20 protein-coding genes and 1 tRNA gene are annotated in these 20,395 nt (G+C 70.1%); 11 read left to right on the top strand and 10 right to left on the bottom strand.

The window, feature by feature from the left end:
• The first annotated feature begins 60 nt into the window (after positions 1-60).
• The gene (locus O2L01_RS21100) at positions 61-240 is read left to right on the top strand and encodes a hypothetical protein (protein ID WP_270124011.1); all 180 of its coding nucleotides are present in this window, start codon (positions 61-63) and stop codon (positions 238-240) included.
• Positions 240-1,532: an RNA-guided endonuclease InsQ/TnpB family protein gene (locus O2L01_RS21095; RefSeq protein WP_270124010.1), complete on the top strand. Its 1,293-nt coding sequence runs from the start codon at positions 240-242 to the stop codon at positions 1,530-1,532. Before O2L01_RS21100 ends, O2L01_RS21095 begins: the two co-directional genes overlap by 1 nt.
• On the opposite strand, the gene fbaA is transcribed toward O2L01_RS21095, so the two are convergent.
• The gene (fbaA, locus tag O2L01_RS21090; protein ID WP_270124009.1) at positions 1,525-2,547 is read right to left on the bottom strand and encodes a class II fructose-bisphosphate aldolase; all 1,023 of its coding nucleotides are present in this window, start codon (positions 2,545-2,547) and stop codon (positions 1,525-1,527) included. The two genes, O2L01_RS21095 and fbaA, sit on opposite strands and share 8 nt — an antisense overlap.
• A 186-nt stretch (positions 2,548-2,733) precedes the next feature.
• On the opposite strand from fbaA, the gene O2L01_RS21085 reads away from it, so the two are divergent.
• Positions 2,734-2,937, top strand: coding sequence for a hypothetical protein (locus tag O2L01_RS21085; RefSeq protein ID WP_270124008.1), 204 nt, complete (start codon positions 2,734-2,736; stop codon positions 2,935-2,937).
• A gap of 209 nt (positions 2,938-3,146) precedes the next feature.
• Here the strand turns inward: O2L01_RS21085 and O2L01_RS21080 are convergent, their stop codons facing one another.
• Complete coding sequence (locus O2L01_RS21080; protein WP_270124007.1) at positions 3,147-5,246, bottom strand: S9 family peptidase; 2,100 nt, start codon at positions 5,244-5,246, stop codon at positions 3,147-3,149.
• 150 nt (positions 5,247-5,396) lie between these two features.
• Here O2L01_RS21080 and O2L01_RS21075 point away from each other — a divergent pair, with 150 nt between their 5' ends.
• Complete coding sequence (locus tag O2L01_RS21075; protein WP_270124006.1) at positions 5,397-6,437, top strand: ATP-binding cassette domain-containing protein; 1,041 nt, start codon at positions 5,397-5,399, stop codon at positions 6,435-6,437.
• Entirely contained in the window at positions 6,434-8,305 is a 1,872-nt protein-coding gene (locus O2L01_RS21070) for a YhgE/Pip family protein (protein WP_270124005.1), read from the top strand. The genes O2L01_RS21075 and O2L01_RS21070 overlap by 4 nt, the downstream gene beginning before the upstream one ends.
• A 55-nt stretch (positions 8,306-8,360) precedes the next feature.
• Here O2L01_RS21070 and O2L01_RS21065 read toward each other — a convergent pair whose 3' ends face one another.
• Positions 8,361-9,107, bottom strand: coding sequence for a TetR/AcrR family transcriptional regulator (locus O2L01_RS21065; protein WP_270124004.1), 747 nt, complete (start codon positions 9,105-9,107; stop codon positions 8,361-8,363).
• 81 nt (positions 9,108-9,188) lie between these two features.
• Between O2L01_RS21065 and O2L01_RS21060 the strand changes: the two genes are divergently transcribed.
• Positions 9,189-9,590 carry a VOC family protein gene (locus O2L01_RS21060; protein WP_270124003.1) on the top strand — a complete coding sequence of 134 codons (402 nt, stop codon included), beginning with the start codon at positions 9,189-9,191 and terminating at the stop codon, positions 9,588-9,590.
• Positions 9,591-10,094: 504 nt separating this feature from the next.
• Here O2L01_RS21060 and O2L01_RS21055 read toward each other — a convergent pair.
• Entirely contained in the window at positions 10,095-11,315 is a 1,221-nt protein-coding gene (locus tag O2L01_RS21055; protein WP_270124036.1) for a glycoside hydrolase family 27 protein, read from the bottom strand.
• Between the two features lie 263 nt (positions 11,316-11,578).
• On the opposite strand from O2L01_RS21055, the gene O2L01_RS21050 reads away from it, so the two are divergent.
• Together O2L01_RS21050 and O2L01_RS21045 are read left to right on the top strand one after the other, a co-directional pair.
• Positions 11,579-11,655, top strand: a tRNA-Phe gene (locus tag O2L01_RS21050).
• A 289-nt stretch (positions 11,656-11,944) separates the two neighbouring features.
• Positions 11,945-12,412, top strand: a complete 468-nt coding sequence (locus tag O2L01_RS21045) for a hypothetical protein (protein ID WP_344469284.1) — start codon at positions 11,945-11,947, stop codon at positions 12,410-12,412.
• A gap of 203 nt (positions 12,413-12,615) precedes the next feature.
• On the opposite strand, the gene O2L01_RS21040 is transcribed toward O2L01_RS21045, so the two are convergent.
• Positions 12,616-13,554, bottom strand: coding sequence for an AraC family transcriptional regulator (locus tag O2L01_RS21040; protein WP_270124001.1), 939 nt, complete (start codon positions 13,552-13,554; stop codon positions 12,616-12,618).
• An 80-nt stretch (positions 13,555-13,634) separates the two neighbouring features.
• Here O2L01_RS21040 and O2L01_RS21035 point away from each other — a divergent pair, with 80 nt between their 5' ends.
• Positions 13,635-14,159 carry an anthrone oxygenase family protein gene (locus O2L01_RS21035; RefSeq protein WP_270124000.1) on the top strand — a complete coding sequence of 175 codons (525 nt, stop codon included), beginning with the start codon at positions 13,635-13,637 and terminating at the stop codon, positions 14,157-14,159.
• Positions 14,160-14,292: 133 nt separating this feature from the next.
• On the opposite strand, the gene O2L01_RS21030 is transcribed toward O2L01_RS21035, so the two are convergent.
• The 5 genes from O2L01_RS21030 to O2L01_RS21010 all read right to left on the bottom strand — a co-directional run bounded on the left by O2L01_RS21030 (position 14,293) and on the right by O2L01_RS21010 (position 18,359).
• On the bottom strand, positions 14,293-14,898 hold the full coding sequence (locus tag O2L01_RS21030) for a response regulator transcription factor (RefSeq protein WP_270123999.1): 606 nt from the start codon (positions 14,896-14,898) through the stop codon (positions 14,293-14,295).
• Complete coding sequence (locus O2L01_RS21025) at positions 14,895-16,022, bottom strand: sensor histidine kinase (RefSeq protein WP_270123998.1); 1,128 nt, start codon at positions 16,020-16,022, stop codon at positions 14,895-14,897. Before O2L01_RS21025 ends, O2L01_RS21030 begins: the two co-directional genes overlap by 4 nt.
• Positions 16,023-16,045: 23 nt before the next feature.
• Complete coding sequence (locus O2L01_RS21020; protein ID WP_270123997.1) at positions 16,046-16,786, bottom strand: ABC transporter permease; 741 nt, start codon at positions 16,784-16,786, stop codon at positions 16,046-16,048.
• Complete coding sequence (locus O2L01_RS21015) at positions 16,783-17,691, bottom strand: ABC transporter ATP-binding protein (RefSeq protein WP_270123996.1); 909 nt, start codon at positions 17,689-17,691, stop codon at positions 16,783-16,785. The genes O2L01_RS21020 and O2L01_RS21015 overlap by 4 nt, the downstream gene beginning before the upstream one ends.
• Positions 17,692-17,759: 68 nt before the next feature.
• Entirely contained in the window at positions 17,760-18,359 is a 600-nt protein-coding gene (locus O2L01_RS21010; protein WP_270123995.1) for a TetR/AcrR family transcriptional regulator, read from the bottom strand.
• An 85-nt stretch (positions 18,360-18,444) separates the two neighbouring features.
• On the opposite strand from O2L01_RS21010, the gene O2L01_RS21005 reads away from it, so the two are divergent.
• Positions 18,445-19,194 carry an SDR family oxidoreductase gene (locus O2L01_RS21005; RefSeq protein WP_270123994.1) on the top strand — a complete coding sequence of 250 codons (750 nt, stop codon included), beginning with the start codon at positions 18,445-18,447 and terminating at the stop codon, positions 19,192-19,194.
• Positions 19,195-19,357: 163 nt separating this feature from the next.
• Positions 19,358-20,392: an SAM-dependent methyltransferase gene (locus O2L01_RS21000; RefSeq protein ID WP_270123993.1), complete on the top strand. Its 1,035-nt coding sequence runs from the start codon at positions 19,358-19,360 to the stop codon at positions 20,390-20,392.
• Positions 20,393-20,395 lie beyond the last annotated feature (3 nt).

Below are 20,395 nucleotides of genomic sequence, written 5' to 3'. Positions count from 1 at the left end.
GACTGCCCGGTCAGGCGCGCATCCGCGTGACCTTCGCGAGCGTTCGGCCGCACAGGGATCGTGGCCGACCTCGACACCGGAGAGCCGCGCTTCATCGGCGCTCCGGAACATCTCGACTGGGCGAGGACCGCCGGGCATATCCGCCGCATCGTCGATGAAGCGTTTCTCGCCTACGCCCACCGCGACCGTGTCGAACTGCCGCAGCGCGAAATGTCGGAGTCGCCGGATAGCGTCGTCTGATGCGCAAAGGGTTCCGTGTCCGGCTCTATCCCGATCCAGACCAGGCGGCGTTCCTGCTGCGCACCATGGGATGCGCGCGCCTGGTCTGGAACAGGGTGCTGGCCTGGCGGCGCGAACGCTGGGCTGCCGAAGGGAAGTCGACTTCGTTTCGCGAAGCGTCCGCCTACTTGACCATGTTGAAGCGCGATCCGGATCTGGCCTTCCTCAATGAGGTCTCGGCGGTCCCGCTGCAGCAGTCGTTGCGCCGCCAGCAGCGGGCGTTCACGAACTTCTTCGCCGGGCGCGCTGCATATCCCCGGTTCAAGGTCCGGGGGCACAAGGCCTCGATGACCCTCACCAGATCGGCGTTCAGGGTGCGCGACGGGGAGCTGCACCTCGCGAAGATGGAGCGCCCGGTGCGGTGGGTGTGGACCTTCGACCTCGCTCCCGGCGATCTGGACATCTCCAGCCTGGCCGTGACCTGCGAGCCGGATGGTTCGTGGTGGGCGGCGCTCAATGCCGAGCTGTCCGAGGACCAGCAGCCAGAGCGTCCGGAGCCTTCCGGCAGGTCTGTCGGCGTCGATCTGGGCATCCGCGAATTCGGAGTGCCCTCCGACGGGGCTGCGGTGCTCGCGGCCCCTGACCTAAAGCGGAAGGAGACTAACCGCAGGCGGTACCAGCGGCGGATGGCTCGCAAGGAGTCCGGCTCGAAGAACCTCGAGAAGGCGCGGCGCAAGGCTGCTCGCGCCTACCGCAAGGAGCGCCAGGCCCGGGAGGACATGCTGCAGCAGGCCACCACTCGGCTGGTCCGGGAGTACGACTTGATCTGCATCGAGGACCTGCGGGTCTCGGCGATGGTGAAGAACCGGTGTCTCGCCCGTGCGATCGCGCGGATGGGCTGGCGGCGGTTCCGGGTTCTGCTGGAGGCCAAGTGCGCTCAAGCGGGCAAGCGACTGGTGGTCATCGACCGCTGGGAGGCCACCTCGAAGCGGTGTTCCTCTCCCGGGTGCGGGTTCAAGAACGAGACACTGTCACTGGCGGTCCGTGAATGGGCATGCCCGCGATGCGGCGCCCGGCATGACCGGGATGTCAACGCCGCGAAGAACATTCTTGCCGCCGGGCTGGCGGTGTTGGCCGAAAGCGAGGTTCGGGCCGCGCCTGCGGCGCGACCCGAACCTTCGGTCGACAAAGCCTGCGGAGCCCGTGTAAGACCCCGGAGGCATCCACCTCCAGGGCTGCGGGCGTCGAAACAGGAAACGACCCTCAGCGATGAGGTGAAACCTTCCCCTTGCGGGGAAGGGAAGGTCAATTGATCTTGTTGCCGGCCGAGCGGAGCTGCTGGCAGGCTTCGACGATGCGGGCGGCCATGCCGGCCTCGGCGAGCTTGCCGTAGGCGCGCGGGTCGTAGGCCTTCTTGTTGCCGACCTCGCCCTCGACCTTGAGCACGCCGTCGTAGTTGCGGAAGATGTGGTCGACGACCGGGCGGGTGAACGCGTACTGGGCGTCGGTGTCGATGTTCATCTTGATGACGCCGTGGTCGACCGCGTCGGAGATCTCCTGCGCGGTGGAGCCGGAGCCGCCGTGGAAGACGAGGTCGAACGGCTTGTCCTTGCCGACCTTGGCGCCGACCGCGTCCTGGATCTCCTTGAGGATCTCGGGGCGGAGGTGCACGTTGCCCGGCTTGTACACGCCGTGCACGTTGCCGAAGGTCAGGGCCGTCATGTAGCGGCCCTTCTCGCCGGCGCCGAGCGCTTCGACGGTGGCGAGGCCGTCTTCGACGGTGGTGTAGAGCTTCTCGTTGATCTCGGCCTCGACGCCGTCCTCTTCGCCGCCGACGACGCCGATCTCGATCTCGAGGATGATGTTGGCCTTCGCGGTGCGGGCGAGGAGCTCCTGAGCGATCTCGAGGTTCTCCTGCATCGGCACGGCCGAGCCGTCCCACATGTGGGACTGGAAGAGGGGGAGCTCGCCGCGCGCGACGCGCTCCTCGCTGATGGCGAGGAGGGGGCGCACGAACGAGTCGAGGTTGTTCTTCGGGCAGTGGTCGGTGTGGAGCGCGACCTTGACCGGGTAGTTCTTGGCGATCTCGTGGGCCGCGGCGGCCAGGGCGACCGAGCCGGTCACCTTGTCCTTGATGGTGGGCCCGGAGAGGTACTCGGCGCCGCCGGTGGAGACCTGGACGATGCCGTCGGACTCGGCCTCGGCGAACGCGGCCAGCGCGGCGTTGAGCGTCTGGGTCGAGGTCACGTTGATGGCCGGGTAGGCGAAGGAGCCAGCCTTCGCCCGGTCGAGCATCTCGTTGTATTCCTCGGGTGTTGCGATAGGCATGCTGCCAGCTCCTTAGACAAGTCGTTGATTGCTCCCCGACCGGGGGCGGGACTCAGACGCCGCTGTCTGATGGCCTCGAACTATTGCGTCGAGATGAAGTATTGCCCACAGCCGTGTGAAGGCATAACTCAGGCTACCTGGTGGTTCACTGGCCGGGCGGGCTTGGGCGCGTCTACGGTTGGTTATATGAACTATCACCAGGAATGGGCGGACGAGTCCGACGAGTTGTCCGAGTTCGACCTGGCGGATTCGGCGGAGCCTCCGGCCGACGACGACCCGGAGGAGGCCGTCGAGGCGCCGGAGGGGCTGCTCCCCGACGAGGTCGACCCGGCCGACGCGGCCGAGCAGCGCCGCGAGGTCCCACCAGACGACGAGGAACGCCCCGAATAGCCGAAGGGCCCGGCCTCCGTGAATCGTCACGGGGCCGGGCCCTCCTCAATACCCATGGCTTGCCCGGCGGCGCCGAGCTGCTCCGCCAAGGCGATCTGGGCTGGGCCCAGCTACTCTGCCAAGGCGATCTGGGCTGCGCCCAGCTACTCCGCCAAGGCGATCTGGGCTGCGCCCAGCTACTCCGCCAAGGCAATCTGGGCTGCGCCCAGCTACTCCGCCAAGGCAATCTGGGCTGCGCCCAGCTTGTCAAGCACCCAGGCCAGGTTGAAGGCCTCTTCCTCCCAGGCGTCGTAGCGCCCGGAGCGGCCGCCGTGCCCGGCCTCCATCTCGGTCTTCAGCAGCACGTCCGAGTTCGGGCTCTCGTGCCGCAGCTTCGCGATCCACTTCGCGGGCTCGTGGAAGCCCACGCGCGTGTCGTTCAGGCTGGTCACGGCCAGGATCGACGGGTACCGCACGTCGGCGATGTTCTCGTAGGGCGAGTACGACTTCATGTACTCGTACACCTCGGGGGACTCGAGCGGGTTGCCCCACTCCTCCCACTCGATGACGGTGAGCGGCATCGTCGGGTCGAGGATCGTGTTGAGCGCGTCCACGAACGGCACGTCCGCGAGCACCCCCGCGAACCGCTCCGGGGCGAGGTTCGCGACCGCGCCCATGAGCAGCCCGCCGGCGGACCCGCCGCGGGCGACGATCCGGTCCGGTGCGGCCCAGCCGACGTCGACGAGGTGCTCGGCGCAGTCCACGAAGTCGGTGAACGTGTTCCGCTTGTGGAGCAGCTTGCCCTGCTCGTACCACTGCCGGCCCATCTCGCCGCCGCCGCGGATGTGCGCGATCGCGAAGACCACGCCGCGGTCGAGCAGGCTCAGTCGCGCGATCGAGAAGTACGGGTCGATCGAGTGCTCGTACGAGCCGTACCCGTACAGCAGGCACGGCGCGGTCCCGTCGGCCGTGACGCCCTGCTTGGCGACGATCGAGATCGGCACCTTCGTGCCGTCCGCGGCGGTCGCCCACTCGCGGTACTGCACGTAGTCCGCCGGGTCGAAGTCGCCGAGGACGGGGGTCCGCTTGCGCAGGCGCAGCTCGGCGGCGTCGATGTCGTAGTCGTACACCGAGGACGGCGTCACGAGCGAGGTGTAGCCGAGGCGGATCTGCCGCGAGTCGTAGTCCGGGTTCTCCCCGAGCCCGACCGAGTAGATCGGCTCGTCGAACGCGATCTCCGTCAACCGGCCGTCCTCGCCTCCGAGGATGGCGACCTGCGAGAGCCCGGCGCGGCGCATCGAGACCACCACGTGGTCGGCGAACGCGTCGGCCGACTCGAGCCGCACCGCCTCGTCGTGGGGGATGACCTCGTGGAACTGGGTCGTGTCCTCCACCGGCGTCCAGCCGAGCGTGAAGTTCTCGGCGTCTTTGTTGTGCAGCACCCAGAAGCGGTCGCCCTGGTGGTCCACGGACAGCTCGACGCCCTGCACGCGGCCGTTGCCGAAGACCTTGAACTCGCCCGTGGGGTCGGCCGCGTCGAGGTAGCGGACCTCGGTCGTGATCTTCGAACCCGAGACGATGAACAGGTACTGCTCGGAGCGGGTCAGGTCGATCCCGGTCCAGAACCGCTCGTCGTCCTCCTGGTGGACCAGCACGTCCTTGTCCTCGTGCTCGCCCAGCACGTGCCGCCACACCTGGTACGGCCGCCACGCGTCGTCCACTTTGGTGTAGAAGAACACGGAGCCGTCCAGCGACCACGAGCCCCCGTAGAACACGTTCGGGATGTCGTCCGGGAAGTCCTCCCCGGTGCGGAGGTCCCTGAACCGCAAGGTGAACCGCTCGTCGCCCGAGTAGTTCACGGCGTACGCGAGCAGGTTCCCGTCCGGGGAGACGTCGCAGGTGCCGAGCGAGAAGAAGTCGTGCCCTTCGGCGAGCTCGTTCCCGTCGACCAGGATCTCCTCGCCCTCGATCGCCGTCCCGGCCTCGATCTCGGGCGGGGTGTCACCGTCCGCCTTGAGGCGGCACTGGATGCCGTACTGCTTGCCCTCCTCGGTGCGGCCGTAGTACCACCAGCCGCGCTTGCGGACCGGGACCGAGAGGTCGGTCTCCTGCGTGCGCGACTTGATCTCGCCGAAGATGCTCTTGCGCAGCGCCGCGAGGTGGGCGGTGCGGGCTTCGGCGAAGGCGTTCTCGGCCTTGAGGTATTCGACGGTGGCCGGATCCTCGGGATCCTTGAGCCAGGCGTACGGGTCGTTCACGGTGTCGCCGTGGTGAGTGCGCGGGTGGTCGCGGCGGGGAGCCGCTGGTTTCGCTGCTTGCGTTTCCGACATGCCTCAACTGTAAGGGCCGCGGGCGGGACGCGCCGGTCACAGCGGGGCCGCCTCGCTCCGCACATAAGTTACCCGTGAGTAACATTCTTGAGGTCAGCAACCCGCCCAATCGCCCGAAACCGGGCGCACGGGCCTGTGAGGATAGTGCCCATGAGCGACAGGAGCGATAAGACGGTGCCAACGCCCGAAACGCCCGGCAGCGACGACGACTCCGCCAACGGCGACACCGCCGCACCCGGCCACCCAACCGCCGCGACCGAAGCCGCCCGCACCACACCGGAAGACGCCACCGCGCCGCCCACCGCACCCCTCACCGGCGAAGCCGCCGACCACACGAACGCGCCCGCCACCGGCCCCACACCGGCCGACGGCGACCAAACCCGGGTCCGACCCGCCCACCCCGCAACCGAACCGGGCACCGCCCACGGCGGCGCGGCCGCCGCGACGGACCGACCCGCGCACCCCGGCCCCCTCCACCCCGAACCGCTCGACCACACCGCCGTCCTCGAACGCCCGAACGGCACCCCCTTCCTCACCGCCCACGGCCTCACGGCCGCCGGCCGCCAGGGCCCGATCTTCACCGACATCGCCCTCACCGCCTCCCTCGGCCAGACCGTCGCCCTCTGCGGCGACGGCGGCGAAGGCCGCACCTCGCTCCTCCTCGCCCTCACCGGCCGCTTCCCGTTCAGCAGCGGCACACTCGAAGTCGACGGCGAGACCAGGCCCGGCCACATCCGCCGCCGCTTCACCATCGCCCAGGCCGGACCCCCGATCCGCCTCGACCCCTACGCGACCGTCCGCACCTGCATCAAGGAGACCGTCACCGTCTCCAAAGGCGCCGCGACCCGCGCCAACATCAACGCCTGGCTCGACCGCCTCGCCGTCAACGTCGACACCGGCGACACCTTCGGCTTCCTCCCCCGCATCGACCAGATCCGCTTCACGATCGCCTGCGCCGCAGCCGCCCGCACCCCCGCCATCGCCGTCGACGACGCGGACGACGGCCTCGACACCGCCGGCTCCGAACGCGTCTTCGACGCCCTCCGCACCGTCGCCGACGCCGGCCAGCTCGTCCTCGTCACCTGCACCCGCTCCGACCCGCCCGCCGACACCGTCGTCGACCTCCGCGCCCAACCCGAACCGACCGCCACCGCGCCCCACCGGCGCGACCGAAACGGAGGCCACCGATGATGCGAGCACTGCTCAGCCCCTTCCAGCTCGCCGCCGCCGAGCTCCGCCGCTTCCGCGGCCACCCCATCCGCACCGCCGCACTCGTCGCCATCGTCCTCATCCCGCTCGTCTACGGCGGCCTCTACCTCTGGTTCGCCTGGGACCCTTACGGGAAGCTCGAACACATGCCCGTCGCCGTCGTCAACGAGGACACCGGCGCCAGCGTCGAGAACAACGGCGAGACGACCGCCATCAACGGCGGCGACCAACTCGTCGACCAGCTCAAGGAAGACCGCATCTTCGACTGGCGGTTCGTCTCCGCCGACGAGGCCCGCCGCGGCCTCGAAGCCGGCGACTACTACATGACCATCACCGTCCCCGAAGACTTCTCCACCCGCCTCGCCAGCCTCTCCGGCAGCGACCCCGAGCAGGCCACCGTCGACTTCGAACTCAACGACGCCAACGGCTACGTCGCCGGCATCATGGCCTCCACCGTCGAATCCGAACTGCGGAACCAGATCAACACCGCCGTCTACGTCACCTTCGCCACCACCATCTTCGGCGACCTCACCGAACTCCACCAGGGCCTCACCGAAGCCGCCGACGGCGCGAACCAGCTCGCCGACGGCATCGGCACCGCCCAGTCCGGCGCCGACCAACTCGAAAGCGGCCTCGGCGACCTCACCGCAGGCGCCCAACAGGTCGCCGACGGCGCCTCCCAGGTCAGCGACGGCGTCGACCAGGCCGTCGACGTCGCCCAACCCGTCATCCAGACCCTCGCCGACAACTGGAGCCAGATCCAGACCGGCGCCTCCTCCGCCGCCGACCTCTCCGAACGCGCCAACAGCGACCTCAACGGCGTCTACAGCACCCTCTGCGGCGCCGACACCGCCGACCCCGACGCGTGCGCGCAGCTCCAGACCTACATCGACGACGCCAACGGGGTCAACGACGACATCCAATCCGCCAACACCACCGTCCAGGACACCTCCACGGACACACTCGACCAGGCCTCCAGCGACCTCACCGACCTCCAGACCGGCGCCGCCGACGTCGCCACCGGCGCCTCCCAGGTCGCCGACGCCGCCTCCACCGCCCAGAACGGCGCGGACGACCTCTCCAACGGCCTCAGCGATCTCCAGGACGGCGCGAACACCCTCGCGACCAACCTCGCCACCGCCGCCCAGTCCGTCCCGAGCACCAACCCGGCCGACGACGCCGGCAACGCCGAGGCCTACGGCAGCCCCGTCACCGTCCACGAGGACAACCTCAACCCGGCGGGCACGTACGGGCGCGGGCTCGCACCGTTCTTCATCGCGATCGCCCTGTGGGTCTTCGGCCTCATGGGCTACCTCGTACTGCGTACGGTGAACAGCCGGGCGCTGGCCGGGCCGCTGCGCTCCGTCCCGATCGCCATCGGCGGCTGGCTCCCCGGCGCGGTCCTCGGCGTCGCCTCGGCGCTCGTCCTCTACCTGGCGGTGGAGCTCGGGCTCGGCCTCGACCCGAAGGACGCGTTCGACACGGTCGGTCTGTCGATCCTGGTGATCCTGACCTTCACGGCCATGGCGCACCTGTTCAAGCTCGCGTTCGGCACGGCCGGGAGCCTGCTGCTGGTCGTGCTCCTGATGCTGCAGTTGACGAGCGCGGGCGGCCTGTATCCGGTGGAGACGACGCCGGGGTTCTTCCAGACGCTGCATCCGCTGCTGCCGATGAGCTACGTGGTGGACGCGCTGCGCGTGACCATCAGCGGCGGCGAGGGCTCGCACGTCGTCAAGGCGCTGTTGGTCCTGGCCGCCTACCTCGTCGGCTCGCTGGCGCTCTCCTCGCTGGTGGTGGCCTCGCGCCGCAGGTGGAAGCCGGCCACCCTCAACGTCCCGCTGCAGGTCTGAGCACAGGGATCGGGCCCGCTCGCCTTCCCGGCGAGCGGGCCCGATCCCGTTCGGGTCAGCGTTCGATGAGGACGGCGAGCCCGTCGAGCGTCCGACCCAGGCCGAACTCGAAGGCGTGCCGGGCGTCGTATGCCGCGTCGTGCGCCTCGCCGGCGGCCTGGCCGACGCGGACGGCGGTCGGGAAGCGCTCGGCGTCGAGGACCTTCGCGAGCAGGGGCCCGTTGGCCTCCCACCACTCCTGGTCGTCCATGCCGCTCATCGCGCGCTCGGCATCGGCCTGGGCGGCGTCCTGCGCGGCGGTGCGGACGAAGGCGAGCAGGTAGGCCAGGCTGTCGTCCATCTCGACATCGTTGAGCCCCAAGCCTTCCAGTGCCCGCAGCTCATGCTCGTACTTCGCGCACTGCCCGGGCCCGAGCGGCGGCCGGCTCGGCGACGCGGCCGCGGCCCACGGGTGCGCGCGGTAGAGCGCGTAGTTCTCCCGCGCCACGGCAGTGAGCCGCTCCCGCCAACTCCCGGAGTGCTCGCCCCGCTGCATGACCTCGAACAGCGAGTCGAGCATCAGGGCGACGAGTTCGCTCTTCCCCGGCACGTACGTGTAGAGCGTCATGGGGGCCTTCCCCAGCTCCTGCGCGAGGCGCCGCACCGTGACCGCTTCCAGCCCTTCGGCATCGGCCAGCCTGATCGCGGCGGCGACGACCTCGTCGACGGTCAGCTTCTTGCGCGGCCCGCGCCCGGTCTCGGGGGCGGCCCTCCAGAGCAGTTCGAGCAGGTGCGGCTTCGGTGTCTCGGTGGCGGCAGTCACGGAGAAATCCTAACCGAAGTCTTCGTACGCCGTACATCGTACGTTGTACAATATACAACGTACGAAGAAAAGGAGCCGCACATGCGCATCACCTCATCCGCCGTCTCGCTCAACGTCGCCGACCCGACCGCCTCGGCTGAATTCCTCAAGCGCCACTACGGCTTCACGGAGGACATGGCCGCCGAGGGCTTCGTATCGCTCTCGCGCCCTGACGCCGGCTTCAACGTCATCTTCCTGAAGACGGGCCTGCCCACCTTCAAGCCGGAGAGCGCCAAGGGCCATGCCGACGGCCTCCTGCTCGCCTTCGTCGTCGACGACATCGACGCCGAATACGCCCGAATCCAGGCCGAGGGCGTCACCATCACGACGCCGATCGAAACCGAGGAATGGGGCGAGCGCTATTTCCAGACCGCCGACCCGAACGGCGTCATCATCCAACTGGTCCAGTGGATGACCGACCCCGAAGCGGCCGTGAGCGCCTGACCTGAGGTCCTGGCGCGATCCACAAAGTTATCCACAAGAAGAAAACTCACGGTTGCCGAATAAACGCAACCCGTGACACCGTTGCTGCATGTCCCAGAATCACCAAGCCAGCAGTACCTCCGCCACCGCTTTCACAACTCTCCACAAGGCCGTGTCCAGCAAGGATGTCGTCGCGCGGAAAGTTATCCACAGGCAGAAACTTTCTGTTGCAGAGCAACTACAACATGTGTCAGCCTTGGATCAAAAAAGCCATCTGGCCTTGCGGGATGGCGGCGACAAGAGGGATTTCGCGAACGCCACCATACCGAGACCGCGCGCGGGAAGCCGCCCGCGCGCGGTCCCCGCACAGGCCACACCTCCTCCATGGAGGAACACCAGAGGGCGGCCGGACACACCAGCCCGGCCGCCCTCTACACGTATGCCCGTCGCCCTTCAGTCGACCGGCGAATCGCCCGTCGGCAACACCACCCACCGGCAAAAGGCCGATGACCTCCTGATGACCTGTCAGGACAAGCGGAACAGCGTCGCACTGTGCGGCTGGAGCTTCGCCCGGAGGTGATCCCCGGGCACGATGTCCGAGCGTTTCCAGCAGTCGCGCAACCCGTCCGGCCGGGCCAGACCCAGGGTCTCCCACGGCAGTTGCAGCTCGGCCGCCTCGGTGCTCCGGTTGAAGACCGCTGCGAAGGCGCCGTCCTCGGAGGCCCAGGCCACGTGCCGGCCTTCGCGCCAGACCTCCCGGGCGGGGGCGGGGTGGCGTTGGGCCGCGAGGACTTCGGGGTTCGTCAGCAGTTCGATCGTTTCAGCGCTCGACGAGGGCAGATCGGCCCCGACCATGAGCGGCGAGCGGGCGATGCACCACAGGGTGAGCATGGTCCGCTGCTCGTCGGGCGTCAGCAGACTCTCCCGGGGTTCTCCGACTTCGGCGCGGATGCCCATGTGGCCCACGGGGAGCATGTCGGCGTCGGGCCAGTGGCCGGGGCCGGCGTAGGGGGCCCAGTCGCGGAGCAGGTCGAACTGGGTGTCGATGTCGCGCCAGCGGTCCCAGAGGTCGGCCGAAATGCGCCACAGGTGCGAGTGCGCCTGGAGGTGCCGGGCGTGGTCGGTGGAGAGGCTCATCCCGGGGGAGAGGCTGAGAATGATGTCGCGGTCGGCGCGGTCGACCGCGTGCCAGAAGGCCTCGACCTCGTCCTCCCAGTAGGGGGCGATCATGTCGTCGGCCTTGATGTAGTCCACTCCCCAGTCCGCGAACTGGCGGACCAGGGCGTCGTAGTACGCCTGGCCGCCCGGGTGGGAGTGGTCGATGCCCCAGTTGTCGTCGATCCAGGAGGAGACCCGCTCCCGGTCGGGGATCTGCGCGGCCGAGTATTCGCTGCCTTTGATGGGGGTGTCCGCGGCGACGGCTTGGCGGGGGACGCCTCGGAGGATGTGGACGCCGAACTTCAGGCCCAGGGAGTGCACGTAGTCGGCGAGGGGTTTGAACCCGGCGCCGTTCGCCGCCGAGGGGAAGCGGTTCGGGGCCGGCTGGGGGAGGCCGTACTCGTCGAGGGTGAGGCGGGTGCCCAGGTTGTAGCCGCCGGCGCGGGCCGCGGGGTCGTACCACTGGATGTCGACGACCACGTACTCCCAGCCGTGTCCGGCCATGTGCTCGGCGATGAAGGCGGCGTTGGCGCGGGTCTCGGCTTCGGTCACCGATGTTCCGAACACATCCCATGAATTCCAGCCCATGGGTGGGGTGGCAGCGAGTCGGGTCACAGAAACCTCCTCGGGGGTCGGGTCCCATTACGCTACCCGCGCGCGCCGACGCCCATGATCACGCCTCCGGAAGGGGTTGCGGCCCTTGGGGTCGGCCTGGTCAGGGCGGTGAAACGGCCGCGGCGGGGCCGCCGGGCGCGGGCAGGGGCCGGCGTCACGTTGGCGGCAATGCCGCTTGGAGTGCGTGACCGGCGGTGCTGTACAGTGTTCACGGCGGTGCGCGCGACGCGCCTCCTGGCCAGGTAGCTCAGTTGGTACGAGCGATCGCCTGAAAAGCGATAGGTCGCCGGTTCGATCCCGGCCCTGGCCACCATAGTGAAAGCCTCGTTGGTCTGCAGTTCTCTGCAGTGAACGGGGCTTTTGTTCTTCGCCACGGACGACCGTCCGCCATACGTCCGGATCCGGCACGTCTCACTGTGCCGTGCAATGTGGCGGGGGCCGTCGAGCAGACCGAGGGCCGGCGTCGCCCCGAAGCGCCGCGGCGCAGTGGCGTTCACGGCCCGCGTGCGGGCCGCACCGATCGACGCGCCTCGCGAGGTCCTAGTATCACCCACGCCCTCGCCCCCGGGCCACACCCGCTCATGGAGGTCGTCGTGGAGAGCATGACCGCGTATTCCCTTGCCGCACTGGTGGTCGCGTTCGTGGTGGTGCGCCAGTTGCGAGCCCGGCCGGTCCGCCCGGTCGGGTCGCTGATCGCTCCCGCGCTCTTCGCCGTGCTGGGTGCGGCGGGCATCGCGTTCGGCGTCGCCTCGGTCGTGAAGTTCCATCCGCTCACCGCGACGCCCATCGTGCTGCTTGGCGTCAGCTTGGCCGCTGTCGCGGTCCTCGGCGCCGCCCGCGCACGGACGGTGTCGGTATGGCGCGCGCCCGAAGGCGGCGTGCTTCGTCAGGGCACGGTGATCACGAGCGGGCTGTGGTTCTTCTCCTTCGCCGTGCACCTGGGATTCGGCCTGTGGATCGATCAAGCCGACGGGGTGGGCATCCTCGGCGCCGCATCGCTCTACGCCTACGTGGCGATCGGCTTGACCACCCAGAACCTCCTCCTGCGCCGCCGCGCGTACGCCCTCTGACGCGACCGGGCACTCGGCACGGCCCCCGCTCCGCCCCGCGCTTTCGCCCGGGGACGATGTCGTCCTTGATTTGCCGTCGCTTCGCCGTGCTCCTCACCGGTGGAACCGGGAACCCTCTGCCGTACAACGGGTCCGGTCACCCGGGGAGTTGGGATGGCCGGAGTTGAGATGGACGGAGTTGAAATGGCAGACGAGAGCGGGAGTCACGAGCTGCGCCTCTGGCGGTAGGCGAGAGGGCTGTCGCCGTAGTGGCGTTTGAAGGCGGTGCTGAAGGTGAACTGGCTCCGGTAGCCGACCTCGGCGGCGACGCGGAAGACCGGCGCGTCGTCGTGGCGGAGCCGGTCGGCGGCGAGCGCTAGGCGCCAGGCGGTCAGGTAGGACATCGGGGGTTCGCCGACCGCGGTGGTGAACCGGCGGGCGAATCCGGCCCGGGACAGTCCGACACGCCGCGCCAGGGAGGCGACGGTCCAGGCCTCGGCGGTCTGGTCGTGCATGAGGTCGAGCGCCGCCCCGACGACCGGGTCGGCGCCGGCGCCGAGCCATCCCGGCGGTCGCTCCTGGGGCGACTCGACCCAGTGGCGGATCGCCGTGACGGTGAGGCCGTCCAGGAGCCGGTCGAGCAGGCTGGCCTGGCCGACGCCGTCGCCTTGGATCTCATTGGCGAGGACCGTGATGAGTCCGGTGCGGTGCTCCGCTTCGCGTACCAGGATCGTCGGAGGCAGCACGCTCAGCAGTCGCGACCCGGCCGCGCCGACGCTCGGGTAGGTGCCCACGAGCATCGTGTCCTGGCCCTGCGTGGCGTTGCCCCAGGTCCGGACCCCTTGTCGCATGGGCAGTTCCAGGCTCGCGCCCGCCGGGGTCTCGCATCGGCCGCCGGGGTGGATGAGGGCCTGCGGCGGCCGGTCGGGGGTGTCGGCGAACAGGTACGGGTCGGGGCGGGCGATCAGGATCAGGTCGCCCGGAAGCAGTCGGACCGGCTCGCCTCCGTCGGGTGCGTAGCAGGCCGATCCCGATGTCACGGCGACGATCGTCAGCGGCGCCTCGTCCTCGATCCTGACCGACCACGGCGGCGTCATCGTCACCCGCAGCAGGAAGGCGCCCTGTGCGCGCGGGGCATCGAGCAGGGCGGTGATCGGGTCCATCCGGAGATCGTAGACGAATTCGAATGGAATGGCGCTTGACAGCTATGGATGATCGCATCGGGACGGGCTTTGATGAGGACATGACGAATGCACCGCACACCCTCGCCCGTCCGACCCGGCAGCCCCTGCGCACCGGAGTCCTGTTCCTCGCCACCTTGACGACCGGCCTGACGGCCGGCGTCTACGCGGATTGGTCGAGCACGATCATGCCCGGCCTCGGCGAGGTCGACGACCGCACGTTCGTGGCGGCCTTCCAGTCGCTCGACGCGGCCATCATGAACCCGCTCTTCATGGGCGTGGAGTTCACCGGCTCGCTGCTGCTCATCGCACTCGCCCTGGTCCTGCACCTGCGCTCGGGCCAGCGCGCCGTGCTGGTGTGGCTGTCGGTGGCGCTCGCGGCCTACCTGGTGTCCGTCGTGATCACCATGGGCGTCAATGAACCTCTCAACCAGCAGCTGCGGTCCGCCGTCGACACCGATCCGGCCGCGGCCCGCGCGCTGCTCGACGAGGCGCGCTGGACCGCGTGGAACACCATGCGGGCCTCGGTGACACTGACGGCCTTCGGCGGTCTCGCCTGGACGCTCGTCATCCACCGGCGCCGTTGATCACGTGTTCGGGCCGTGCACGTCTGGGTGGCTGCCGTCGGTCGGGCTGGTGCCGCTGCGGGTCCGGGCCGCTCGTGGCGGCCGGCCGCCGCCGGGGTCGGATTCGTCCGCTCCTGGTGCTGGTTCGCGGGGTTCAGATCCAGCCTTGTTCTTCTGCCAGGCGGGCGGCTTCGGCTCGGTTGCGGGCCCCCAGTTTGCCGATGGCCGTGGACAGGTGGTTGCGGACGGTGCCTTCGCTGAGGTGGAGGGCGGCCGCGAGGTCGGCGGCGGTGCCGCCGTTGAGGGACAGGCGCAGGACCTCGCGTTCGCGGCCGGTGAGCGGGCCTTCGCCGGTGGCGAGGGATTCGGCGGCCAGGGCCGGGTCGACGACGCGGAGGCCGCTGTGGACGCGGCGGACCGCTTCGACGAGCTGTTCGGGCGGGGCGTCTTTGACGACGAAGCCGACTGCGCCGGCGGTCATGGCGCGGGCGAGGTAGCCGGGGCGGCCGAAGGTCGTGCAGATGATGATGCGGCAGGCCGGGCGGGCGCGGTGGAGTTCCGCGGCGGTCTGGAGGCCGTCCTTGCCGGGCATCTGGACGTCGAGGAGCGCGACGTCGGGTGCGGTTCGGGCGGCCGCTTCGAGGGCTTCGTCGCCGGTGCCGGCCTGGGCGACGACGTCGATGTCCGGTTCGAGGCCGAGGACGGTGGCGAGGGCGCCGCGGACCATGGCCTGGTCGTCGGCGAGGAGCACTCTGATCATGGGACCTCCGCTTTCACGATGAAGCCGCCCTCGGGCGCGGGTCCGGCGTCGAGGGTGCCGCCGGCGGCGGCGAGGCGTTCGGTCAGGCCGCGCAGGCCGGTGCCGGCGGTGTGGCCGGTCTTGGCGCGGCCGTCGTCGGCGACGGTGATCCATTTGGGGCCCAGGCGGACGCGGACGGTGGCGGCATTGGAGTGGCGGATCGCGTTCGTGACCGCCTCGCGGACGACGTACCCGAAGACGCTGTGCAGGGCCGGGTCCACGTCGTCGACGGCGCGCGGCAGGTCCGCGTCGATGTCGGCTGCGCGGAGGGCCGCGCGGGCTCCGGCGAGTTCGCCTGCGAGGGAGACCTCGCGGTACTCGGAGACGGTGGCGCGCACGTCCGTGAGGGCCGAGCGCGAGAGGGCTTCGACGTCGCGGATCTCCTCGATGGCGCGGTCGCCGCCGCTGCCGGTCTCGATGAGCCGCCGGGCGAGGCCGGCTTTGACGGTGATGGTGGTGAGGCTGTGCCCGAGGAGGTCGTGGAGGTCGCGGGCGAGGCGTTCGCGTTCGGCCGCGACCGCGAGGGCCGCGATCTGCGCGTTCGCGTCCCGCAGGCGCCGCACGGTGCGGATGAGCCGCACCATGAAGAACAGTGTGGTGGTGATGCCGGCCATCGCCCACAGGTCGCTGTAGTCGTACCCGGCGCCGAGTGCGTCGGCGAGGCCGAGCAGTTCGAAGACGCCGAGGGCGGCGACGGTGCCGCCGTCGAGGACGAGCATCCAGCCGAGCGGGAGGCCCATCGCGACCGGGATGATCCCGTACAGCAGGCCGTAGACGCCGCCGGTGTTCGCGACCGCGAAGAGGGTCCAGCCGAGGCCGAGGATGAGGAACCCGAACGCGACCTTGAAGCGCAGGTCCGGGACGGCGACCGCCCACGGGAACACCATGTAGCAGGCGCCGTAGGCGAGTGCGACGGCCAGTGTGGACCATGCGCCGTTGTGGATCGCGTCCGCGGCGACGGGGATCGTGAACGGGGCGAGGATGGCGAGGCCGATGATCAGCCAGCGCCAGCGGGCGGGTGCGGCGAACGGGCCGGTGGAGTCGTCGCTCCACCAGCCCGTGCCGGTGCCGTTCGTGGCGGTCACGGGAGGCCTTTCGTTCCGCCCGGTCAGGACCGGGACGAGTCCTTACGGTACCGCCAGATGACGAGGGCGCCCAGGGCGATCGTCCAGGCGGCGAGGACGGCGGCGGTGGTGGCGAGGTTCTGGGAGAGGTCGCCGGTGACGGCGCCGCGGCCGAGTTGGGTGAGCCAGTAGCTGGGGAGGACGGGGGCGAGGCCCTGCATCCAGTCGGGCATGGCGTCGATGGGGATCCACATGCCGCCGAGGAAGCCCATGACGAGGGAGAGGCCCATGTTGAGGGGTTGGAGGGTTTCGGGGCGGGCGAGTTGGCCGATGAGGAGTCCGAGGAGGACGAAGGGGACGGCGCCGAGCCAGGTGCCGAGGATGATGCGGGTCCAGGCGGCGGGGTCGAGGTGGACGCCGCTGGTGAGGGCGGCGATGAGGGGGACGGCGATGAGGACGGGGAGGCCGAGGAGGAGGCCGGTGAGGCCTTTGCCGAGCATGTAGCCGCGGCCGGTGAGGGGGGTGAGGCGGAGTTGGCGCTGCCATCCGGCGGCGCGTTCGGTGGCGAGGCGGCCGCCGTTGGTCATGGCGGCGAAGAAGACGCCGAAGGCGAGCATGTTGACCATGATGACGGCGGTGGCGGTGGTCTTGCCGGGGTCGCCGTCGTGGATGAAGACGTTGGTCTGGAGGAGGAAGAGGAAGACGGGGAAGGCGAAGGCGAAGATCATGAAGCGGGGGTTGCGCAGGGAGCGTTTGAGTTCGATGCGGGTGTAGGCGAGGTTCATCGGGTGGCCTCCGTTGCGGTGGTGAGGTTGAGGAACGCGGTTTCGAGTCCGGCTGCGGCGATTTCGATGTCGCGGGCGGCGGGGTAGTGGGCGAGGAGGGCGCGGAGGGTGGTGTCGGAGTCGGCGCTGGTGATCTCGGCGCGGTCGTCGCGGAGGGTGGCGTGGGTGACGGCGGGGAGGGCGAGGAGGTCGTCTTGGCGGGCGCCGGGGATGGCGGCGCGGAGGGTGCGGCCGCCGGCGGCGGCGCGGACTTCGGCGACGGTGCCGTCGGCGGCGATGCGGCCGGCGTTCATGAGGATGACGCGGTCGGCGTATTCCTCGGCTTCTTCGAGGTAGTGGGTGGCGAAGAGGACGGTGCGGCCGCGGGTGGTGTCCTCGTACATGGCTTTCCAGAAGTCGCGGCGGGTGGCGGGGTCCATGGCGGCGGTGGGTTCGTCGAGGACGAGGAGGTCGGGGTCGGAGACGAGGGCGATGGCGAAGCGGACGCGCTGCTGCTGGCCGCCGGAGAGGCGGTTGGCGCGGCGGTCGGCGAGGTCGGCGGCGCCGGCGCGTCGGAGGGCGTGGTCGACGGGGAGGGGTGTGCGGTGGAGGGAGGCGACGAGGCGGACGGTTTCGGCGACGGTGAGGTCGTCGAGGAGGGTGCCGTTCTGGAGCATGGCGCCGATGGCGCCGTCGTGGATGGCGGCGGTGGGGGTGCGGCCGAGGATGCGGGCTTGGCCGGCGTCGGGGGTGGTGAGGCCGAGGATCATGTCGATGGTGGTGGATTTGCCGGCGCCGTTGGGGCCGAGGAGGGCGACGACTTCGCCTTGGCGGATGGTGAGGTCGATGCCGTCGACGGCGGTGACCTGGCCGTAGGTCTTGCGGAGGCCGGTGAGGGCGATCGCGGGAGGGTTGGTGCTGCTCATGTGGAAAGCATGGCGCGGCGGGGGGTCGGGTGCCTCTGTCGAAGGTCAGGAGTTGCCCCTGACGAAAGTCATGGTTTCGGGGTGGGGGCCTCGGTCTGGTTGAGGAGTGCCTGGGTGAGTTCGGTTGCGGCCCTGGGGGTGAGGGGGCCGTTGTCGAGGAGGATGCGGTACCAGAGGACGCCGAAGACCTGGTCGATGAGGAGGTCGGCGGGGGTGTGGAGTTCGCCGTTGGCGGTGGCGCGGTCGAGGAGTTCGCGGAGGGCTTGGCGGCGGCGGTCGGTGAATTCGCGGAGCATGCGGTGGACTTGGGGGTCGCGTTGTGCTTCGGCCATGAGGATGCGCAGGAGTGCGCTGGTGGTGGTGTCGCGGGCGGCGTTGAAGGTGGCGGTGATGAACGCTTCGAGGTCGCCGGCGTAGGAGCCGGTGTCGGGCTGGTCGACGCTGGTGCGGCCGAGTTCGGTCATGGCTTCGAGGAGGATCGCGTATTTGGTGGGCCACCAGCGGTAGATGGTCTGCCTGCCGACGCCGGCTTCGGCGGCGATGGTGGCGACGGTGACTTCGGCGGCGGGGCGTTCGCCGAATTGGCGGCGGGCGGCGCGGAGGATGGCGTCGCGGGCGGCTTCGTTGCGTTGGCGTCCGGTGTGGGGCCGGGCGGCGGGGGTCGTCATGTGACGAACCTACCATTGACGAGACGTGGCGTCTCGTCGCATGATTGTCAAGACATCAAGTCTCGACAAATTGGAGGCGATCCCGATGACCGACCAGCAGCGGTTCCAAGGACGAAGAGTGCTCGTGGCGGGCGGCAGCTCGGGCATCGGCGAGGCGACCGCCGCGCGCTTCGCCGCGGACGGCGCCCGCGTCGTCATCACCGGACGCCGTGAGACGGCGCTCAAAGCAGCCGCCGACCGCATCCAGGCCCGCACCGGACGCGACGTGGAAGCGGTCCGCCTCGACGCCGCCGACCGCGCGGCGCTCGAAGACCACTTCGCCGCCGGCACCGGCTACGACCACCTCGTCCTCGCCCTCGGCGGCGCCGAAGGCGGCGGCCCCGTCGCCGCCCTCGACCTCGACAGCCTCGCCGCGGGCTTCGAAGGCAAGTTCTGGCCCCACCTCCGCACCCTCCAAGCGGCGCTGCCGCACCTGCGCGAAGACGGCTCGATCACCGTGGTCAGCGCCGTCTCGGCCCGCGCCGCGATGCCCGGCACCGCCGGCCTCGCCGCGATCAACGGCGCCCTCGAGGCGATGATCGGCCCGCTCGCGGCCGAACTCGCCCCGCTGCGCGTCAACGCGGTCTCCCCCGGCGTGATCGACACGCCCTGGTGGTCCGGGGTCCCCGAGGACCAGCGCCGCGCCCTGTTCGACCAGTTCGCCGCCGCCCTCCCCGCCGGGCGCGTCGGCCGCCCCGACGAGGTCGCCGACGCCGTCGCCTTCCTCGCCGGGAACGGCTACACCACCGGCACGGTCCTCGAAGTCGCCGGCGGCGCCCACCTCGCGAAAGGCTGACCCGCGCGGCCGGGCCCCGGCCCGGCCGCCGCCCCCGGTCGCGGCAGACCTGTGACAGCGGACATGCGGACGTCGCGCGGCGGGAACGCCCCCGATGAATACACTGGTCGCGAATGTCCCCCGGCACGCGGCGGGCGTCCGCACGACCCGAGGGGCTACCCGCATGGCGACACGTAAGACGCTGCTTTCGATGGCGGCCGACTCCTGGCCGGCCGCGAAGGACGAGCTGCTGCGCCACGTCGAGGACGCCGTCGAAGTCCGCCGGGTCGGCGAGGAGTCCGCGGTCATCGAGACCGCCCACTCGACCGCCCGCGACCTCGCGGTCCTCGCCCGGCGGGTCCCGCTCGTCTTCCCCCGCCACCTCACGAACGTCGTCGCCGAGTACGACCACGCCGCCGCCGGCCTGGAGACCGTGATCGACTTCCTCGACACCGCGATCCGCGAGGCCACGACCGACACCCAGATCGCCCTCCAGATCTGGCTGAGCGGCAAGACCGCGTACAAGTTCAGCCGCCACGACGCGTGGGAGGCCGCCGCCCAGGTCCTCACCGACCGCGGCTACCAGGTGACCCGCACGGGACGCCCTGTCGCCGTGTCGATCTGCTTCACCCCCAAGACCGCGATCGTCGGCGTCAACCGCGTCGCGGACAGCCTCTCCTCCTGGCCCGGCGGCGAAGTGCGGCTCTCCAAGACGCCCGAGCAGGTCTCGCGCGCGGAGTTCAAACTCGAAGAGCTCTTCCAGGCCTACCCGATCGACGACGGCATCGCGGACAAGGGCACCGCCCTCGACTACGGCGCGGCCCCTGGCGGCTGGACGCGGATCCTCGCCGCCCGCGGCTACCGCACCACCGCCGTCGACCCCGGCGACCTCGACCCCCGCGTCCTCGCGCTCCCCGGCGTCGTCCACGAGCGCACCACCGCCGGGAACTTCCTGCGCGACAGCACCGCCCGGTTCGACCTCATCGTCAACGACATGAAGATGAGCCCCGACCGCTCCAGCCGCCTCATGGTCGACTCCGCGCGCCTCCTCAAGCCCTTCGGCGTCGCCGTCACCACCCTCAAGACCGGCAACCACCATGTGCTGGAACAGGTCGACGAGTCCTTCGCGATCCTCGGCGCCGCCTACGACATCGAGTTCGCGCGCCAGCTCCGCCACAACCGCAACGAGCTCACGGTGGTCCTGCGCCGCTTCGGCTGAGCA

Origin of the sequence: Glycomyces lechevalierae, assembly GCF_027622945.1 — a bacterium.
Taxonomy (GTDB): Bacteria; Actinomycetota; Actinomycetes; order Mycobacteriales; family Micromonosporaceae; genus Glycomyces; species Glycomyces rutgersensis.
Note: the sequence above shows the minus strand (reverse complement) of the source record. Positions and strands in the feature narration are given on the sequence as shown.

Bases quoted from the DNA above. Each gene is read 5' to 3' on its own strand.
- O2L01_RS21005 (WP_270123994.1), top strand. From the start codon at position 18,445: ATGACCGACCAGCAGCGGTTCCAAGGACGAAGAGTGCTCGTGGCGGGC.
- O2L01_RS21000 (WP_270123993.1), top strand. From the start codon at position 19,358: ATGGCGACACGTAAGACGCTGCTTTCGATGGCGGCCGACTCCTGGCCG.
- O2L01_RS21055 (WP_270124036.1), bottom strand. From the start codon at position 11,315: ATGGGCTGGAATTCATGGGATGTGTTCGGAACATCGGTGACCGAAGCC.
- O2L01_RS21015 (WP_270123996.1), bottom strand. From the start codon at position 17,691: ATGAGCAGCACCAACCCTCCCGCGATCGCCCTCACCGGCCTCCGCAAG.
- O2L01_RS21045 (WP_344469284.1), top strand. From the start codon at position 11,945: ATGACCGCGTATTCCCTTGCCGCACTGGTGGTCGCGTTCGTGGTGGTG.
- O2L01_RS21020 (WP_270123997.1), bottom strand. From the start codon at position 16,786: ATGAACCTCGCCTACACCCGCATCGAACTCAAACGCTCCCTGCGCAAC.
- O2L01_RS21075 (WP_270124006.1), top strand. From the start codon at position 5,397: ATGAGCGACAGGAGCGATAAGACGGTGCCAACGCCCGAAACGCCCGGC.
- fbaA (WP_270124009.1), bottom strand. From the start codon at position 2,547: ATGCCTATCGCAACACCCGAGGAATACAACGAGATGCTCGACCGGGCG.
- O2L01_RS21095 (WP_270124010.1), top strand. From the start codon at position 240: ATGCGCAAAGGGTTCCGTGTCCGGCTCTATCCCGATCCAGACCAGGCG.
- O2L01_RS21035 (WP_270124000.1), top strand. From the start codon at position 13,635: ATGACGAATGCACCGCACACCCTCGCCCGTCCGACCCGGCAGCCCCTG.
- O2L01_RS21010 (WP_270123995.1), bottom strand. From the start codon at position 18,359: ATGACGACCCCCGCCGCCCGGCCCCACACCGGACGCCAACGCAACGAA.
- O2L01_RS21060 (WP_270124003.1), top strand. From the start codon at position 9,189: ATGCGCATCACCTCATCCGCCGTCTCGCTCAACGTCGCCGACCCGACC.
- O2L01_RS21085 (WP_270124008.1), top strand. From the start codon at position 2,734: ATGAACTATCACCAGGAATGGGCGGACGAGTCCGACGAGTTGTCCGAG.
- O2L01_RS21040 (WP_270124001.1), bottom strand. From the start codon at position 13,554: ATGGACCCGATCACCGCCCTGCTCGATGCCCCGCGCGCACAGGGCGCC.
- O2L01_RS21030 (WP_270123999.1), bottom strand. From the start codon at position 14,898: ATGATCAGAGTGCTCCTCGCCGACGACCAGGCCATGGTCCGCGGCGCC.
- O2L01_RS21070 (WP_270124005.1), top strand. From the start codon at position 6,434: ATGATGCGAGCACTGCTCAGCCCCTTCCAGCTCGCCGCCGCCGAGCTC.
- O2L01_RS21080 (WP_270124007.1), bottom strand. From the start codon at position 5,246: ATGTCGGAAACGCAAGCAGCGAAACCAGCGGCTCCCCGCCGCGACCAC.